This is a genomic window from Streptomyces sp. NPDC020898 (assembly GCF_044333925.1).
GTDB lineage: Bacteria > Actinomycetota > Actinomycetes > Streptomycetales > Streptomycetaceae > Streptomyces.
On record NZ_JBIRRV010000013.1, the window covers coordinates 168,251 to 184,948 of the forward strand.

Sequence of the window (16,698 nt, forward strand, 5' to 3'; positions counted from 1 at the left end):
CGGTCAGCGCCGGGTTCCGGTACCGACCAGCGTGCGCTCGTACGGATCGAGGAGCACACCCTGTACGCCGGCATTGACGCCGGCGATGATCCGCTGGTGGACCAGCGGGACGACGGCGTCGGCGCCGAGGATCAGGGCTTCGGCCGCCATGGCCGCGTCCTGCCGCTCGGCGGTGTCGACGATGCCCTCGGCCTTGGTGACGGCCTGGTCGACCTTCTGGTCGCAGAGCAGGGAGAGGTTGTTGCCGCCGTCGCAGGTGTAGTCGCTGGCGAGGACGGAGACGGGGTCGCCGGTGTCGAGCATGGTGTTGCGGGCGGCGACGACGGCGTCGAACTTTCCGGCCAGGAGGTCGCTTTCGATGCGCGAGTACTCCCGTACCTCCAGTGTCACCTTGAACCCGGCCTTCTCCAGTTGCTGCTTCAACACCTGGGCGGCTTCCGGGAGTTCGGGCCGGTTGTCGTACGTGGCGAGGGTGATGGAGGTGCCGTCGGGCGTCGCGGCCTTCGCGCGCCCGGTGGGCTGGACGCGCTTGCCCTCGGCCCAGCTCAGCGCGGGGCCGTAGATGCCTTGGCCGGCGTCGGCGTGGCCTTCGTAGACGCCGTCGGCGAGCGCGGAGGTGTCCACGGCGGCGCGGGCGGCGGCCCGCAGCTTCGCGTCCTTGAAGACCCCGGACTTGGTGTTGAGGTGCAGGAAGGCGGTGCGGGCCGTGGCGGTCTCGCGGCGCGTCTTCTCGTCGAGGGAGGCGGCCTGGGCGACAGGGATCGACTCCGCGATGTCGACCTGGCCGGTGCGCAGGGCGTTGGCGCGGGCGGTGCCGTCGGCGATGAACCGGGCGTCGATACCGGCGGCCTGGGCGCGTCCGCCCCAGTAGTCGTCGAAGCGGTCGAGGGTGGCCGCGGTGGAGCCGGTGGTCTTCGTCAGCTCGAAGGGTCCGGTGGCGGTGCCGACCGGGTCGACGGCGCCCTTCTTCGCGAACGCCTTGGGGGCGAGGACGGCGAGGCCGGGGCTGGACATACGCAGCGGCAGTACCGGGTCGGGCTCGACGGTCGTGACGGATATGCGTCCGTCACCCTCGGCCTTCGCGGTGAGGACGACGCCGGTGAGGGCGGCCGGCTCGGGCTCGGCCTGGGTGGCGCGGGTGAGGGCGGCGGCGACGGTGGCCGGGGTGACGTCGGTGCCGTCCTGGAAGGTGGCCTCGCGCAGCGTGAACAGCCAGGTGCGGTCGTCCTTGCGGGTCCAGGACTCGGCGAGGGCGGGCGCGGCGGAGCCGTTGGCGTCCAGGGCGGTCAGGCCCTCGGTGACGCCGAGGCGGCTGAGGAGCGTGGCGTCGGCGCCGTACGGCGAGAGGTTCTCGGCGGGCGGGAAGGCGAGCGCGACCCGCAGCCGGGAGCCGGAGCCGGCGTCCGACGACGATTCGCCGTCGTCGCCGCCGGAGGCGAAACAGCCGGTGAGCAGCGGGGAGAGCATCAGTCCGACGAGCAGTCGGCGACGGCGGGGGGTGCGCATGATCCTCGGTTCTGTCATGGGGATGAGGCGGCTCGGACGGGAGCCGCACAGAAACGGAAGACTATCTGACAATCATTTCCAATAGCCAGTCGGGGTCCACAGCCGGCGATCACCGCTCCAGCGGAACCTCGAAGTGCATGACGCTCTCCCCGCCGCCCGGACCCTCGCGCCCGTCGTGCACGACCTTGCCCAGCGACCGCCAGAAAGCCTCGGCGCCGGTCACCGCCGGGTCCGTGTGCAGATACACGGTGCGGTAGCCGCCGTCCGCCGCCGCGAAGGCCAGCAGTTCGCTCACCAGCCGCCGGGCCAGGCCGCGCCTGCGGTGTTCGGGACGGACGTACACCCGGCGCAACTGCGCGGTGACGCCCGACGGATAGCGCTCGGCGACATGGCGCGGGTTCGGCGGATGGAGCGGGCCGCGCGAGTCGAGGGCGGCGGTGGCCACGACGCTCGCGTCGCGTTCGTCGACCGCGACCAGCAGGGTGTGGCGGGCGGGCGCGAGATAGGCGGACGCCGGATCGACTATGTCGCCGTGCCAGCGGGGCACGTACCCCGTTCCGAAATCGCGGTAGACGGTGTCGAGCATGACGACACGCGCGCCGTCGAGGTCGTCGGGGGTCGCCACCCTGATGCAGTAGTTACGCACTTGCACATCATATGCATTTACTTCGATCGAACAAGCGGCCCGCCAACTCCATGCCATCGCACCCCGGTTGGAGCCCTGACGATTTGACAGCACCCCCCGCGCCGCATAAAAACTTGCTACATGACATTCATTTTCAAAACGGCTGGCAAAGAACACGGAGCGGCCCGGTAATGCGCGTCGCGTTCGTCGGCAAAGGCGGCAGCGGCAAGACCACGCTGTCCGCCCTGTTCTCCCGCCATCTCGCACGCTCCGGCGCCCCCGTGGTCGCCATCGACGGCGACATCAACCAGCACCTGGCCGAGGCACTCGACCCGGTCGGCGGCGAGACGTTCGCCGCCCCGCCGCTCAGCGCCCACCTCGGTGACATCAAGGACTTCCTGCGCGGCACCAACCCGCGCATCGAGTCGCGCGAGGCCATGGTCAAGACGACTCCGGCCGGCCGGGGCTCACGGCTGCTGCGCCCGCTCGGCGACGACGAGATCCACGCCCGGCACGTCGAACTCGTGGGCGGCGTACCGCTGATGGCGACCGGCGCCTTCGACGAGAGCGACCTGGGAGTGGCCTGCTACCACTCCAAGCTGGGCGCGGTCGAGCTGTACCTCAACCATCTCGTCGACGGGCCCGGCGAGTACGTCGTCGTCGACATGACCGCCGGCGCGGACGCGTTCGCCTCCGGGCTGTTCACCCGGTTCGACATGACGTTCCTGGTCGCCGAGCCGACCCGCAAGGGCGTCTCCGTGTACCGCCAGTACCGCGACCACGCCCGCGAGTTCGGGATTCCGCTCACGGTGATCGGCAACAAGGTCACCGGCGAGGACGACCTGCTCTTCCTCAAGGAGGAGACCGGCGACGACCTGCTCACCCATTTCGTCCAGTCCAGTTGGGTGCGCGCCGCCGAACAGGGCCGCGACCAGGGCGAGTTGGAGCCGCAGAACCTGCACGCGCTGAACCAGCTCCGGGACGCGGTCGACGCCCGCCCCAAGGACTGGGCGACCTTCCAGCGGCACGCCGTCGAGTTCCATCTGCGCAACGCCCGCGCCTGGGCGGACAAGGCGACCGGCCTCGACCTGTCCGAGCAGGTGGACCCGGAGTTCACGCACGGGCCCGCCGCCCTCGTCTGAACGACGTACGCATAACCAACAGCCCGAATCACAGCCCGCCTCACAGCTCAAGAACCGAAAAGACAGGACACCCCCTTTCATGTCGCTCGACGTCTCCCCCCAGCTCCTCGCCGAAGCCGAACAGGGTGACATCCGCGAGGACGCCTTCGTCGAAACCGTCCGCACCTCGCTTCCGTACGCCTACAACCTCATCGCCACTCTCGCGACCAAGCTGCAGGACGGCACCGCCGAGTTCGCCGACAACCAGATCCCGCCGTCCTCCGAGACGGAGCGTGGCCAACTGCTGCGAGCGCTGGCCAGCGACGCGATCCGGGGCAGTCTGGAGCGGCACTTCGGCATCGCCCTCGCCTTCCAGAACTGCCACCGGGTCGCGGCCTTCCACCCCGGCGCGCAGAACACCACGACGTACGCCCGCTTCACCTCGCTGCGCTCACAGGTCCTCAACCAGTCACCGGAGTTCCGCGACTGCTGACGGGACGGACGGCCCAGCCGACCGCACGACAATTCCCCGGGTATCGCGTATCACGTATCGGGAACCGAGAGTCAGGAATCGGAGATCGGGGACCAGAAATCCCCGGGGAATTGACGGTCACGTTTTCCGTGAGCCAAAAAGGATCATCTCCCGCCATCTGCGCGTCCTGTACGATGTCGACCCCGGCTATGTCAAGCTCGGCCAGCCCGCTATCACCCTCCCGGGCGGCGAGGCACAGCGCGTCAGGCTCGCCGCCGAACTCCAGCGCCGTACGCGCCACAGCACGCTCCACGTCCTTGACGAACCGACGCCCGGACTGCACGTCGACGAGACTGCCGACCGGCTGATCGACGCGGTCGGGGGATTGCCGAGGGCAGCCCGGAACACGTGGCCGCCCAGCCGCGTTCCTCTACAGGGACGTTTCTGCGCGCACTCCTGGAGAGGAAGTGAGCACGATGGCGATCGACACCGAGGTCACCGAGGTGTTCGACCCGGCCACCGAGGACGAGAGCGACGCTCCTCTCCCCCGGCTCGCCACGGCCAACGGCTCGGTGGACCAGGTACGGGACTACCTCCGGCTGATCGCCCGGGTCAGGCTCCTCACCGCCGAAGAGGAGGTCGACCTCGCGAAGCGGATCGAAGCCGGACTGTACGCGGAGCAGAAACTGCTGGAGAGCCCGCCCGCAGAGCCGGTCCTGCGGCGCGAACTGGAGATCCTCGGCCAGGACGGCGAACGCGCCAAGTCCCACCTGATCGAGGCGAACCTCCGCCTGGTCGTGTCCGTCGCCAAGCGCTACACGGGCCGCGGACTGCTGTTCCTGGACCTGATCCAGGAGGGCAACACGGGCCTGATCCGGGCCGTCGAGAAGTTCGACTACGCGAAGGGCTTCAAGTTCTCGACGTACGCGACCTGGTGGATCCGGCAGGCGATCTCCCGCGCGCTGGCGGACCAGGGCCGCACCATCCGCATCCCCGTGCATCTGGCCGAGGTCATCAACCGGGTGGCGCGCACCCGCCGCGAGCTGATCCAGGACCTCGGGATGGAGCCCACGCCCGCGGAACTCGCGGAGAGAGCGGGCGTCCCCGTGGAGAAGCTTCCCGAGCTCGCCGCCTACACCAAGGAACCCGTCTCGCTGCACACCGCCCTCAACGAGAACGGCGACGGCGAGTTCGGCGACCTGATCGAGGACAGCGACAGCCTCACCCCGATGGACATGGTCACCTTCCTGCTGCTCCAGGAGACGATCAGGTCCATCCTCGCGGACATGACCCCGCGCGAGGCCGGGATCATCTCCCTGCGCTTCGGCCTGTCCGGCGGCCGGACCAGAACCCTGGAGGAGATCGGCCAGGTGTACGGCGTGACCCGCGAACGCATCCGCCAGATCGAGTCCAAGACGATGTCCAAGCTGCGCCACCCGTCCCGCTCCCAGGCGCTGCGGGACTATCTCGACGCCATGTGACCCGGAGGACACCCCGGCGCTTGTCGGCTCAACAGGCGTGCCCTGAGCGGCACCTGAACGTCGACGGGGTCCACGTGTGCGCGGTTGCGCGCGGTCCCGTGGTCGTCACGTCCGCATCACCAGCTCATCACCGGCTCCGGTTCGGCGAGTCGCTGGTGGGGCCGTGCCCCCGTACCCGTGATCCTGGGCTCGCGGGCGGCCGCTTCCGGTCTCACGCCGGTACGAGGGCCGTCGCTCGCACGGTCCCGCGCCCCCCCAGAGCCACCGGAGAACCATGACAGCCGACAACAGTACGTCCGAGCCCCCGTCCCCCGCCGGCGCCGGAGCCCAGGCACGCGCCATCGCGCTGCTGGGCCGCCCCAAGCTGTGGCTGCTGCCCACCGTCCTGACCGGGCTGCTCGCGCTGCTGCTGTCGCTGCTCTACATGGGCGGCATCGTCAGCCCCAACCGCGACCTGCACGACCTGCCCATCGGCATCGTCAACGCGGACCGGGGCGAGCCGTTGACCGGGCAGAAGGAGAACCTGGGTACGCAGATCACCCGGGCCGTCACCACCGGCCCTTCCGACACTTCCGGCACCTCCGGCGGCGGCGACAAGGCCGAGTGGCGTCAACTGAGCCTCGCCCGGGCCCAGGACCAGCTGGACTCGGGCAAGCTCTACGGCGTGCTGGTCGTGCCCGAGGGCTTCACCGCCTCGGTCGCGGCGCTCACCGGCACGAGCGCCACCGCCCGCCCGACGCTGACCGTGCTGACGAACCCCGGCAAGGGCAGCCTCGGCTCCTCCCTCGCCAGTCAGATCACCACGCAGGCCGCGCACCAGGCCTCGGCGACCATCGGCGAGCAGCTGACGGCGAGCGCGACGCGGGCCGACGGCACGGCGAAGCTGCTGCTGGCCGACCCGGTCACCGTCACCACCCAGGTCGGCCACCCGATCGGCACCCACAGCGGGCTGGGCCTCAGCACCTTCTACTACACCCTGCTGCTGGTGCTGGCCGGGTTCCTGGGCGCCAACGTCATCAGCAACGGGGTGGACACCTCCCTCGGTTACGCCGACAACGAGATCGGCCCCTGGCACACGCGCCGCCCCACGGTGCCCATCGACCGCACCCAGACGCTGCTGCTGAAGATGGGCATGACCGCCGGGATCACGCTCCTCAGCGTCTCCCTGGTCATGCTCGCCACCGTCGGCATCCTCGACATGGACGCCGACCACCTGCCCCTGCTGTGGCTGTACTCCTACTGCGCCACCCTCGCGGTCGGCCTCGGCGTCCAGGCCATCAACGCGGCCTTCGGCGGGATCGGGCAGCTCGTGTCGATGTTCGTGTTCATCGTGCTGGGCCTGCCCTCGTCCGGGGCCACCGTCCCGCTGCAGGCGGTCCCCGGCTTCTACCAGTTCCTCGCCGTGTTCGAGCCCATGCGCCAACTCGGCGACGGGGTACGCGCCATCCTCTACTTCGACGCCCGCGGGGACGCCGGTCTCACCCGCGCCTGGACCATGATCGCGATCGGCGCCGCCCTCGCCCTGCTCTTCGGCTTCGCCATGACCCGCTACTACGACCGCAAGGGCCTCGAACGCCGCACTCCGCAGCCGTCTTGAGCCGTCTTGAGCGTTCGGTTGCCCGTTCACCCTTTCGGGCGGTGCCCTCGGACTGACAGACTCGCGAGGGTGCCCGACTTCGACATGCTTGTCATCGGATCCGGCCCCGGCGGCCAGAAGGCTGCCATCGCGGCGGCCAAACTGGGCCGCAGGGTCGCTGTCATCGACCGCCCCGACACGGTCGGCGGGGTCTCCATCCACACCGGCACCATCCCCTCCAAGACGTTGCGCGAGGCGGTGCTGTACCTCACCGGCCTCACCCAGCGCGATCTGTACGGCCAGAGCTACCGCCTCAAGGAGGACATCACCGTCGCCGACCTGACCGCGCGCACCCAGCACGTGATCAGCCGCGAGGTCGACGTCACCCGCAGCCAACTGTCCCGCAACCACGTCTCCCTGTTCGCCGGCACCGGCCGGTTCGTGGACGACCACACCGTCGCGCTGCACGAAGTGTCCGGACACGAACGGCTGTTGACCGCCGAACACATCGTCATAGCCACCGGGACCCGGCCGGCCCGACCGGACAGCGTCGAGTTCGACGAACGTACGATCATGGACTCGGACAACGTGCTCAACCTGGAGCGGGTGCCGCGTTCCATGGTCATCGTCGGGGCCGGGGTGATCGGCATGGAGTACGCCTCCATGTTCGCGGCCCTGGGCAGCAAGATCACGGTGGTCGAGAAGCGGGCCGGGATGCTCGACATGTGCGACGTCGAGGTGATCGAGTCCCTGAAGTACCACCTGCGGGACCTGGCCGTCACCTTCCGCTTCGGCGAGACGGTCGCAGCCGTCGAAAGCCATCCCCGGGGCACCCTCACCATCCTGGAGAGCGGCAAGAAGATCCCCGCGGACGCCGTGATGTACTCGGCGGGCCGACAGGGCCTCACCGACGAACTCACCCTCGACAAGGCCGGTTTGTCGGCCGACCGGCGCGGCCGGATCACCGTCGACGAGCACTACCGCACCGAGGTCCCGCACATCTACGCCGTCGGCGACGTCATCGGCTTCCCGGCGCTCGCCGCGACCTCGATGGAACAGGGCCGGGCGGCGGCGTACCACGCGTGCGGCGAGCCCGTCGGCCAGATGCACAACCTCCAGCCCATCGGCATCTACACCATCCCCGAGATCAGCTTCATCGGCCGCACCGAGGACCAACTCACCGAGGAGAGCATCCCGTTCGAGGTGGGCATGTCCCGCTACCGCGAACTGGCCCGGGGCCAGATCATCGGCGACTCCCACGGCATGCTCAAACTCCTGGTCTGCCCCGAGACCCGCAAACTCCTCGGCGTCCACTGCTTCGGCACGGGAGCGACCGAACTCATCCACATCGGCCAGTCCGTGATGGGCTGCGACGGCACGGTCGACTACTTGGTCGACGCGGTCTTCAACTACCCGACACTCGCGGAGTCCTACAAGGTCGCGGCACTGGACGCGACGAACAAGTTGCGGCAGATCGACCGGCTGCGGGACTGAGACTGACCCGCTCGGTAAGCCGATGCGTCCCGGCGGCGTACGCCACAGCGTCACCGCCGGGATACGCAGATTTAGCCTCAGGCTCCCGACACGGAGCCCACGAACCGCGACCATCCCTCGCGCCCGACTGCGAAGTGAGGGCGTGCCACGTCCTTGGAGTCCCGTACGCAGATGGCCTGTTCGGTGACGGCGACCTCAATGCAACTGTCGCCCTGGCTACCGCTATAGCTGGACTTGAACCAGGCGAGTTCCGTTGTGCTCATAGCTCTCCTCGCATTCGCTCCAACAGGCCTCGTGACTCTTGGGGGTTCAGGGCCTGCGAGCGCAGTGTGTCATAGCGCTGACAGAGGAGGCTCACCTCTTTCGCGTCGCTGATCAGACGGCCGTTCTGCTGCCCTTCCGAGTACGCGAGCCGCCGACGCTCCGGAGTCTCCAAGAGCTGCAGAGGACCGTCCAAACACGCGTGCAATCCACCCTCCAGCGGCATGATTTGAAGCGTCACATTGCGTGGCGCGCTGTGCTCCAGCACGTGATCGAACATGCCCCGCATCTGCTCGGCGTCCCCGAACCGGCGCCGGAGGACATGCTCCTCGACGATGAAGCTGAACGGGACGGTAGGCCGCGTGTAGAGCATCCTCTGCCGTTCCAACCTCCGTGCCATCAGCGCCTCCAACTCCCCGTCCGTGACCACCGGAATGGTGCCCTCGAACACCGCCCGCGCATACTCCTCCGACTGCAACAGCCCCGGCACCAGCCTGCACTCATACGTGCACAGACTTACCGCGACCTTCTCGAACCGCGCCCACCGCCGGAACCACACCGCCAGCCCCGCGTCCCCCCGCGTCAGGAACCTCGCCGACTTCCGCAGCGCCCCCGTGTTCCCCGTCGCTTCCTCGCCCAGTTCCACGAACGACTCGTCCGGCATCCGTCGTCCCAACTCCACCGACTCCACAGTGTGTTTGGAGTAGCGAACCAGGTCTCCGAACTCGGCCCTGCTGTACCCGGCGTGCTCGCGCAGGGCCTGGACGACGGCCCCGAAGGTCCGCAGACTGTCGGAAGGGTCGGGCTCCCGCTCCATCTCACCGGCCGTCAGGTCATCGTCGTCCAAGCCGTCCAAGCTCTCCGTACCGTCCGTCATGCGCGGCCACCTCCAGGTGCGTACGTGCGGCTGTTCCCCGCGATCGACTCACCCAGAGTGACGGCAAGATCGACGTACCGTCTACAGAACGTCCCCGTACGCTGACGCACCGTACGGGACGTACCCCTGGAACCCGACCCCGCGTGCCCGCCACAGTTGCCCCATGAACGCCCCCGCGCCCCAAATCTCCGCTACCGTACGCACGTTCGCTCAGCGGCTGTCCTCCACCCGCCGCGGCGCCCGCCTCGCCCGGCTACTGGCCGTGGAGCGGCTCCAGGCCTGGCAGGTGTCACCCGCCGTAACCGAACGCGCCGAACAGATCGTGGCTGAACTCGCCACCAACGCCGCGCTGCACGGCCGCGTCCAGGGCCGCGACTTCCAGGTCTCCCTGACGCTCGACGTGGCGACCGACACCGTGCGCGTCTCGGTCACCGACGCACGCGGCGAGCAACTCCCCATCCCGCGAGCGGACTTCGAGACACCCATGGACAGCGAGTCGGGCCGCGGCCTGCTCCTGGTCGCCGCCCTCGCCGACCGTTGGGGCACGGAGCAATATCCGCCGAGCGGCAAGACCACATGGGCCGAGGTGAGTCCGAGGTCCGACTGAAGCCCAGTGCCCCGCAAGGCAGTTAGGGCGCCTTTCCTGTTCCGCCTTTACGTGGGCCCTCGCCGGGATACGGTCCCGACCAGAGGACACAGGAGGCGCGCGGCCTCTTGGATCGGTGCGACACAACGGGGGTACCAGTGGTGGCGAGGGACACGTCGGCCGGTGCGGACAACCGTGGGCTCTTCGATGACTTCGGGGCCTTCCGGACCCCGACAGCCGACGACTTCAAGGCCGTACTGACTCGTGGTCTGGTCGCCCCCGACGCCAATGTACTGCTGAATCTCTACCGGTACACCGAGCAAGCCCGCGGTGACCTGCTGCGCGCGCTCGGCGGGTTGGACAACCGGCTGTGGGTGCCCCACCAGGCCCTTGTGGAATTCTGGCGAAACCGCGAGGGCACACTCAGCGACGCACGGTCGTCCGGTGCCCAGGCCGCGGAGGACATGGCCGGTCACGCGTCACAGGCGGAGCGGACCTTGCGTACCTGGGCCAATCGCGTGGCCCTGTCCGAGGACGAGACCGACCGCCTCCGTGGTCAGCTGCACGACGTCTTCAACGACGTACAGAAGGCGATCGTCAACGTCGGTGAGGGCGAGTGGCAGAACATCACCCAGGACACGAGCACCGACCCGGTCATCACGAAACTGGAGCCCGCCCTCGTCGGCCGCGTCGGTGCTCCGCTGAGCCCGGAGGACTACGTCAAGGCGATCGCGGAGGGAATGCGCCGCGTCAAGGAGCGTCTGCCTCCCGGGTACATGGACAGGACGAAGGACGGTGTGGGGGCGGCCGCCGACTATCTCGTCTGGGAGCAGATCCTCCGGGAGGCCGCCCGCCGCCAGTGCGACGTGCTGTTCGTGACGGCGGACGGCAAGGAGGACTGGTGGCGCAAGGAGCAGGGCTTCAACCGCGGCCCCCGGCCGGAACTGACCGAAGAGCTCAGGACCCGCGGTGGCGGTCGGCTTTTCATGCTCACGCCCAAGCGCTTCCTGGAAGTCGCCGCGTCGACCCTTGAGTTCAGCCTCCAGGAGGGATCCGTCGAGGACATCGAACGGGTCGAGCGGATCGGAACCGACGAGGAGACGCACGGGGGCTGGACAGCCGGCGCGCTCCAGGAACTCTTCGACCGGCTGACCTACGAGGGTTACGGAGACCGCGTCGCCGTGATCAAGTACGCCGCCGAAATGGAGGGCGTCGCGGACGCCACCAGCATCTACGAGATCTGCCAGTACGACGAGGACCGCTCCCTCAGGGGCTTCACCAAACCGGTCACCCGCCTCACCGGCGTACTGCGAGGCCTGGGGAAGATTTCAGACTCGGCCGCACCTGTCCTGAAGGCCGAATACGATTCGGGCCCCGGTCCCGCGTCCGGCTTCTCGGTCCACCCACTCCTCGTACCTCTGATCAACACCTTGCCGGACGAGGGCGAGCAGCGGAAAACCTCGCAAGCCGACTCCCTATGAACGCAAAGAGCCCCGGGCAGCACAGGTGAGGGCATCTACGGAGTCGCCCACACAACGAATGAGTACCGTGCAGTACATGGAAACGACCGCGCGGGAGTTCAACCAGAACGCCTCCAAAATCCTCGCCACCGCAGAATGCGGCGAGCGCGTCGCAGTGACCAAGAACGGACGGCCGGTCGCCGGACTCACCCCTGTGGGCGAACAGGACATCCCCGTGCATCCCACCGACCCCATGGGCGAGGACGACGAAGCCCCCGTGTTCCAGAGCGGTTCCGCCGTGAACTGGGCGGCGGGACGCGGCGACTATCTGGAAGGGTTTGGAGCTGTTGGCGCTCGAGTGTGTTCACAAGCGTTCTGGTGAGCGGGAGTGAGTGTGGATGGTCTGTAGCCGTGTCGCGCGCCTCGGCTGTGGTGTCGGTTTTCGGTGGGGGAACTGACGTTCCTGCATCGAATGCGTGACCTTCACGGGTGAGGCTCGTTTCCCATGGCGACGGGATCTTCGGGTGGGGGTGGCGGGGTGGGCGAGCTGAGGAGCATGGCGGCGCCGTTGGTCGCGTCCGGTCCGTCTGGTGCGGCCGTGCGGACCCGCCTCAAGCAGCTGACGCCGGACGATGAGAAGGTGCTGCGCCTGGTCGGGGCCCATCTGGGGTCGCTGGCTTCGAAGGACCTCAAAGCGCGTAGCCGGGACGGCCTGGAGCACTCCGGGGAGGCGTGGGCGGTGCGCAAGCGGGAGTTGACGCCACTGTCGTCGTCGCGCTGGGCGGGCAGTATCACCAAGGCCACTCACGACCAGTGGGCGCTGGCCCGGCGCTGTCAGCTGACGCATGTCCACAGCCTGGAAGCCGGTGTCCGCACCATCGAACAGCGGCTGTCACTGCCGGTCGGTCAGAAGGGAACGAAGAAGGCGCCCGGGGGTTATCGGTCGGCGCGGGAGTGGCATGCGAAGTCGAGGCGGCTGCGGGTACTTCAGGACCGTCTGACTGCCGCGCGAGCCGACCGTGAGGCCGGCCTCGTCCACGTCGTACGCGGCGGCAAGCGGCTGGCCCGCACCCGGCACCATCTGGAGGCGGCCCAGCTCACCGAGCGGGCGTGGCGTGGGCGGTGGGAGGCGGAGCGCTGGTTCTGTCAGGCGGACGGTGAGTCCGGCAAGCGCTACGGCAACGAGACGATCCGGATCAGCCCGGACGGCGAGGTCAGCATCAAACTCCCCGCACCGCTCGCGCATCTGGCGAACGCCTCGCACGGACGGTATGTCCTCGCGGGCCGGGTCGCGTTCGCGCACCGGGGCGGCGAGTGGGCCGACCGCGTCGTAGCCAACCGGGCGGTCGCCTACCGCATCCACCTCGATACCGGCCGGGACCGCTGGTACCTGACCGCCTCCTGGCAGATCCCGCCCACCCCCACCCTCCCCGTGGAGGCTGCGCTCGCCCACGGCGTGATCGGTGTCGATATGAACGCCGACCACCTCGCCGCCTGGCGCCTCGACATCCACGGCAACCCCACCGGCGCCCCGCGCCGTTTCTTCTACGACCTGTCCGGCACCGCCGAACACCGTGACGCCCAGGTCCGCCACGCCCTCACCCGCCTCCTGCACTGGGCCCGAACGTGCGGTGTGAAGGCGATCGCGGTGGAGGACCTGGACTTCGGCGCCGAGAAGACCCGGGAGAAACACGGCCGCAGGAAACGCTTCCGGCAGCTCATCTCCGGCATGCCCACCGGCAAGCTCCGCGCCCGGCTGTCATCGATGGCGGACCAGACGGGGATCGCGGTCATCGCCGTCGACCCGGCCTACACGAGCCGCTGGGGCGCCCAGCACTGGCAGAAACCCCTCACCACGACCACCCGCACAACCACCCGCCACGATGCTGCCGCCGTGGCGATCGGAAGGCGCGCCCAGGGACACCCGATCCGGCGACGGACGACACCGCCCCCACCACACCGGAGTGATGCGGTGGGGCATCGGACCGTCCAGGCCGGACCAGGCGTCCTTGGGCGTGAGGGAACCCGCCCCCGCATCCCCGGACCACGGACACGATCCGTACGGCCCGGACGCGGAGCGAACGCGGGCAACCAGAACGCCCAACACCGTCCGGGGCGTTCGGCCGAGCACGAGACCTGGCAACAGGACTCACTCCCGCTCAGTCCCTAGGAACGGTTCTTGAAGAAGTTCGCCACCGACAAGGCGGTCGGCGTATTGGCGGCCGTGGTCGAGGAGTGCCGAATGCGCGCCGAAGAGCGCGCCGCACTGCTCAACGAGATTCTGCCGCCGGCGCACCCAGCGTGCGCCGAACTCACGGGGCCGGCGGAGATCGAGCGGCGGTCCGGCGTCGACCCGGCCGTGTTCGCGGGCCGCACCGACATGGTCGGCGCTACATGGCGCGGGCCGAGTTGGAGAGCGTGCTCGCCGCACCACCACAGTGGCTGGCGCAGGCGCGCGCGGCGGTGGTGGCAGCCGAGGCCGAGGCCGCCGCGCACCGGGCCCGCGCCGCAGAGGAGCGTGCGGTGCTGGCGGCGGCCCGGGAGGCGACGCGTCTCACCGACGAGACGGTCGCCGAGCTGTTCGGCCTCCCGGTCGACATCGTCGCGGCGCTGAGGCCGCGCGGCAGCACGGGGCTGTGGAACCCCCAGCACGTGACTGCCCTGCGGTCCGCACCACCTCCCTGGCTGCGCAGTGAGGAGGCCGCCCGTGCCGAAGTCGCGCTGCGCGAGTCAGGTGCCGCTCGCGCCCGGCAGGCGCGCGCGGACCGGCGGGCAGGGTGGCGCAGGACCTGGGCCGAACAGCTGGGCGTGCCGCTGGAACGGGTGCCGGAGAACTGCGGCAGACCGACCACCAAGGCCTGCGCCCACTGCGCGATCCGGACGCGACCGAAGACACGGACGACGAGGAGTAGGACCAGAACGGGAGCACGGCCCCGCGCAGACACTCGCCAGATCCGCGTTCCTGGGCGATCGTTGAGCCGGTAAGTACTGCACGAAGCGTGATGTTTTCGGCGCTCAGTGCCCGCCGGTCACCGACGTAGATGGGACTTTCGGCAGTGGTCGGAGGGCGCCCGATGTCCGTACCGTCACCTCCGTGGACAACACAATGATCAGCGGTGGGACTGCGACCGGAACCGCTGTTCTACGGCGGGCACTTGATCCTGGGACCATTCTCGCGGCGGCTACCGCGGTGGTTGCCGGTCTGAGCGTGATGAACCCGTGGTGGGCCGTCCCGACTGCCGTCGCCGCGTTCCTGGCAGGACGACGTCCTGGACGGACGGGGCCGACAGCGCTCGCCCTGGTCGCGATTCTCGCGGCCGGCGTGGTGGCCTTGTTCGTCGTTCCTGATTGGCTCCCTCTGGCCAGCCGGTTTGTGACAGTGGTGGTTGCCGCCACGATGCTGCCCTGGTTCGCGGGCCGGTTCTGGTGCCAGTATCGGCAGCTTGTCCGGGCCGGTTGGGAGCTTGCCGATCAGCTGCAACGCGAGCAGCAACTGATCGCTGATCAAGCCCGGCTGCGCGAGCGGGCACGTATCGCTCAGGACATGCATGACGTACTCGGCCATGACCTCAGCCTGATCGCCCTGTCGGCCGGCGCACTCAAACTCGCGCCGGACCTTGAAGAGCACCACCAAAAGGCCGCAGGGGACATCCGAGCCAGAGCCGCGGCCGCGGTGGAGCGTCTCGGCGAGGTGATCGGTGTCCTGCGTGAGGAGACCGACGCAACGCCCATGGACCCCAACAGCTCCAGCCTCACGAGTCTGACCTCCGAGGCTTCCGCGGCCGGCCTCACAGTGGAGTTGCGCACCGGCGGCGAGGCGGACGACGTGCCGCCCGTGGTCAAACGTGCAGCTCACCGGGTCGTGCAGGAAGCTCTGACCAACGTTGCCAAGCACGCGTCCGGCGCGACCGTGACTGTCCACGTGACGCATACGGCAACAGAAACAAAGGTCGTCGTGGAGAACGGCCCGCCATCGTCTGCGGCCAACCAGCGGCCCCGGCCTCGGAGCGGAGGGCGTGGCCTTATCGGCCTCCAAGAACGTATGCGGTTGACCGGAGGTTTGTTCGACCACGGCCCGCGCGACGGAGGCTACGCAGTCGTCGCGCGTATCCCGCACACACCCTCGCCGCCGCTCGCACACTCGGCCTCCCGCGGTTACGAGCTGCCGCAGGAACATCGCCGCGCTCGGCGCCGGGTCGGCCGGGCTCTGGTCGCCGCGGTCATGGTGCCCCTCGTGACGGGAGCTTTGCTGAGCGGAGCCCTCATGGGCTGGGAGATGATGTCGGCGTCACAGTCGGTCCTGGACCCACGCGACTATGCCCGCCTACATGTAGGACAAGATCGTTCCGAGGTGGAGCGTCTCCTGCCGGACCGGCAGACGAACTACCGACCGCTGACTGCCGAGCCGACGGGAGACGGCACAACGTGCGAGTACTACTCGATGACGGCCGACCGGTTCGACGACCGGTCCGGCGACGCCTATCAGCTCTGCTTCCGGAAGGACACCCTGGTGTCCCTGGACACGATCACCCCGTGAGCGTTCGATGATCCGGGTGCTGATCGCCGACGACGAGCCGATGATCCGCGCAGGAGTACGCGCCGTTCTTGCCACGGATCCGGACATCGAAGTCGTCGCCGAGGCCGTCGACGGGCACGATGCCGTGGAACTGGTCCAGCGCCATCGTCCCGCGGTGGCGGTACTCGATATCCGCATGCCGGGAATCAACGGCATCGACGCCGCCGCGGAAATCCGCAACACAGTGCCGGCCACGAGCATCATCATGCTGACGACCTTCGGTGAGGACGACTACATCCTCAAGGCGCTCGGCGGTGGTGCAGCAGGCTTCCTGATCAAGTCGGGCGAGCCAGAGGAACTGCTCACCGGAGTCCGTGCGGTGGCCGAAGGCGCCGCCTACCTGTCACCGAAGGTCGCGGCCCGGGTCATCGCGCACCTCGCTGCTACGGGCGCGGGCGCCCTGGCCGGTCGGCGCTCCGCCGCCCGCGACCAGGTCAACGCCCTCACCGCTCGGGAAAGAGAGGTATTGGCCTTTCTCGGAAGCGGCCTGTCCAACGGGCAGATCGCCCGGCGGCTCCACGTGGTGGAGGGAACGGTCAAAGCCCACGTGAGTTCCATCCTGGCGAGGCTGGGCGTCGACAACCGGGCCGCTGCCGCGGTGGTGGCCCACGAGGCCGGGATCATTCCGCCTCAACCTTCCCAGCCGTGATGCCGCCCCCTGGG

Annotated in this window: 15 protein-coding genes and 1 pseudogene; 12 read left to right on the top strand and 4 right to left on the bottom strand. The window is 68.9% G+C overall.

The features are described 5' to 3' along the window. Nucleotides 1-3 precede the first annotated feature (3 nt). Nucleotides 4-1,506 (bottom strand): ABC transporter substrate-binding protein, encoded by a 1,503-nt coding sequence (locus tag ACH4TV_RS33760; protein ID WP_398405151.1) that lies wholly within the window; start codon nucleotides 1,504-1,506, stop codon nucleotides 4-6. Between the two features lie 109 nt (nucleotides 1,507-1,615). Beyond that, complete coding sequence (locus ACH4TV_RS33765; RefSeq protein ID WP_398404889.1) at nucleotides 1,616-2,152, bottom strand: GNAT family N-acetyltransferase; 537 nt, start codon at nucleotides 2,150-2,152, stop codon at nucleotides 1,616-1,618. 170 nt (nucleotides 2,153-2,322) lie between these two features. Here ACH4TV_RS33765 and ACH4TV_RS33770 point away from each other — a divergent pair, with 170 nt between their 5' ends. The 5 genes from ACH4TV_RS33770 (at nucleotide 2,323) to sthA (ending at nucleotide 8,275) form a co-directional block, all read left to right on the top strand. After that, nucleotides 2,323-3,273 (top strand): ATP-binding protein, encoded by a 951-nt coding sequence (locus tag ACH4TV_RS33770; protein ID WP_398404891.1) that lies wholly within the window; start codon nucleotides 2,323-2,325, stop codon nucleotides 3,271-3,273. A 79-nt stretch (nucleotides 3,274-3,352) separates the two neighbouring features. Continuing rightward, complete coding sequence (locus ACH4TV_RS33775) at nucleotides 3,353-3,745, top strand: SCO5389 family protein (protein WP_398404893.1); 393 nt, start codon at nucleotides 3,353-3,355, stop codon at nucleotides 3,743-3,745. A 455-nt stretch (nucleotides 3,746-4,200) separates the two neighbouring features. Then, nucleotides 4,201-5,205 (top strand): RNA polymerase sigma factor, encoded by a 1,005-nt coding sequence (locus ACH4TV_RS33780; RefSeq protein ID WP_398405153.1) that lies wholly within the window; start codon nucleotides 4,201-4,203, stop codon nucleotides 5,203-5,205. A 274-nt stretch (nucleotides 5,206-5,479) separates the two neighbouring features. Continuing rightward, entirely contained in the window at nucleotides 5,480-6,802 is a 1,323-nt protein-coding gene (locus ACH4TV_RS33785; protein ID WP_398404895.1) for a YhgE/Pip domain-containing protein, read from the top strand. Between the two features lie 69 nt (nucleotides 6,803-6,871). Next, on the top strand, nucleotides 6,872-8,275 hold the full coding sequence (gene sthA, locus ACH4TV_RS33790; RefSeq protein ID WP_398404897.1) for a Si-specific NAD(P)(+) transhydrogenase: 1,404 nt from the start codon (nucleotides 6,872-6,874) through the stop codon (nucleotides 8,273-8,275). A 77-nt stretch (nucleotides 8,276-8,352) separates the two neighbouring features. Here the strand turns inward: sthA and ACH4TV_RS33795 are convergent, their stop codons facing one another. Together ACH4TV_RS33795 and ACH4TV_RS33800 are read right to left on the bottom strand one after the other, a co-directional pair. After that, entirely contained in the window at nucleotides 8,353-8,538 is a 186-nt protein-coding gene (locus ACH4TV_RS33795; protein WP_398404899.1) for a DUF397 domain-containing protein, read from the bottom strand. Further along, entirely contained in the window at nucleotides 8,535-9,413 is an 879-nt protein-coding gene (locus ACH4TV_RS33800) for a Scr1 family TA system antitoxin-like transcriptional regulator (protein WP_398404901.1), read from the bottom strand. The genes ACH4TV_RS33795 and ACH4TV_RS33800 overlap by 4 nt, the downstream gene beginning before the upstream one ends. 163 nt (nucleotides 9,414-9,576) lie before the next feature. Here ACH4TV_RS33800 and ACH4TV_RS33805 point away from each other — a divergent pair, with 163 nt between their 5' ends. The 7 genes and pseudogenes from ACH4TV_RS33805 (at nucleotide 9,577) to ACH4TV_RS33835 (ending at nucleotide 16,684) form a co-directional block, all read left to right on the top strand. Further along, nucleotides 9,577-10,020, top strand: coding sequence for an ATP-binding protein (locus ACH4TV_RS33805; RefSeq protein WP_398404903.1), 444 nt, complete (start codon nucleotides 9,577-9,579; stop codon nucleotides 10,018-10,020). 140 nt (nucleotides 10,021-10,160) lie between these two features. Beyond that, nucleotides 10,161-11,480: a PIN-like domain-containing protein gene (locus tag ACH4TV_RS33810; protein WP_398404905.1), complete on the top strand. Its 1,320-nt coding sequence runs from the start codon at nucleotides 10,161-10,163 to the stop codon at nucleotides 11,478-11,480. A 76-nt stretch (nucleotides 11,481-11,556) separates the two neighbouring features. Further along, nucleotides 11,557-11,841 carry a type II toxin-antitoxin system Phd/YefM family antitoxin gene (locus ACH4TV_RS33815; RefSeq protein WP_398404907.1) on the top strand — a complete coding sequence of 95 codons (285 nt, stop codon included), beginning with the start codon at nucleotides 11,557-11,559 and terminating at the stop codon, nucleotides 11,839-11,841. A gap of 156 nt (nucleotides 11,842-11,997) precedes the next feature. After that, nucleotides 11,998-13,629 (top strand): annotated as a pseudogene (locus ACH4TV_RS33820) (IS200/IS605 family accessory protein TnpB-related protein). A gap of 224 nt (nucleotides 13,630-13,853) precedes the next feature. After that, a complete protein-coding gene (locus ACH4TV_RS33825) occupies nucleotides 13,854-14,444 on the top strand; it encodes a hypothetical protein (RefSeq protein ID WP_398404909.1) in 591 nt (196 codons plus the stop codon). 121 nt (nucleotides 14,445-14,565) lie between these two features. After that, a complete protein-coding gene (locus ACH4TV_RS33830; RefSeq protein WP_398405155.1) occupies nucleotides 14,566-15,996 on the top strand; it encodes a sensor histidine kinase in 1,431 nt (476 codons plus the stop codon). A gap of 7 nt (nucleotides 15,997-16,003) precedes the next feature. Next, on the top strand, nucleotides 16,004-16,684 hold the full coding sequence (locus ACH4TV_RS33835) for a response regulator (protein ID WP_398404911.1): 681 nt from the start codon (nucleotides 16,004-16,006) through the stop codon (nucleotides 16,682-16,684). The last annotated feature ends 14 nt before the right edge of the window (nucleotides 16,685-16,698 follow it).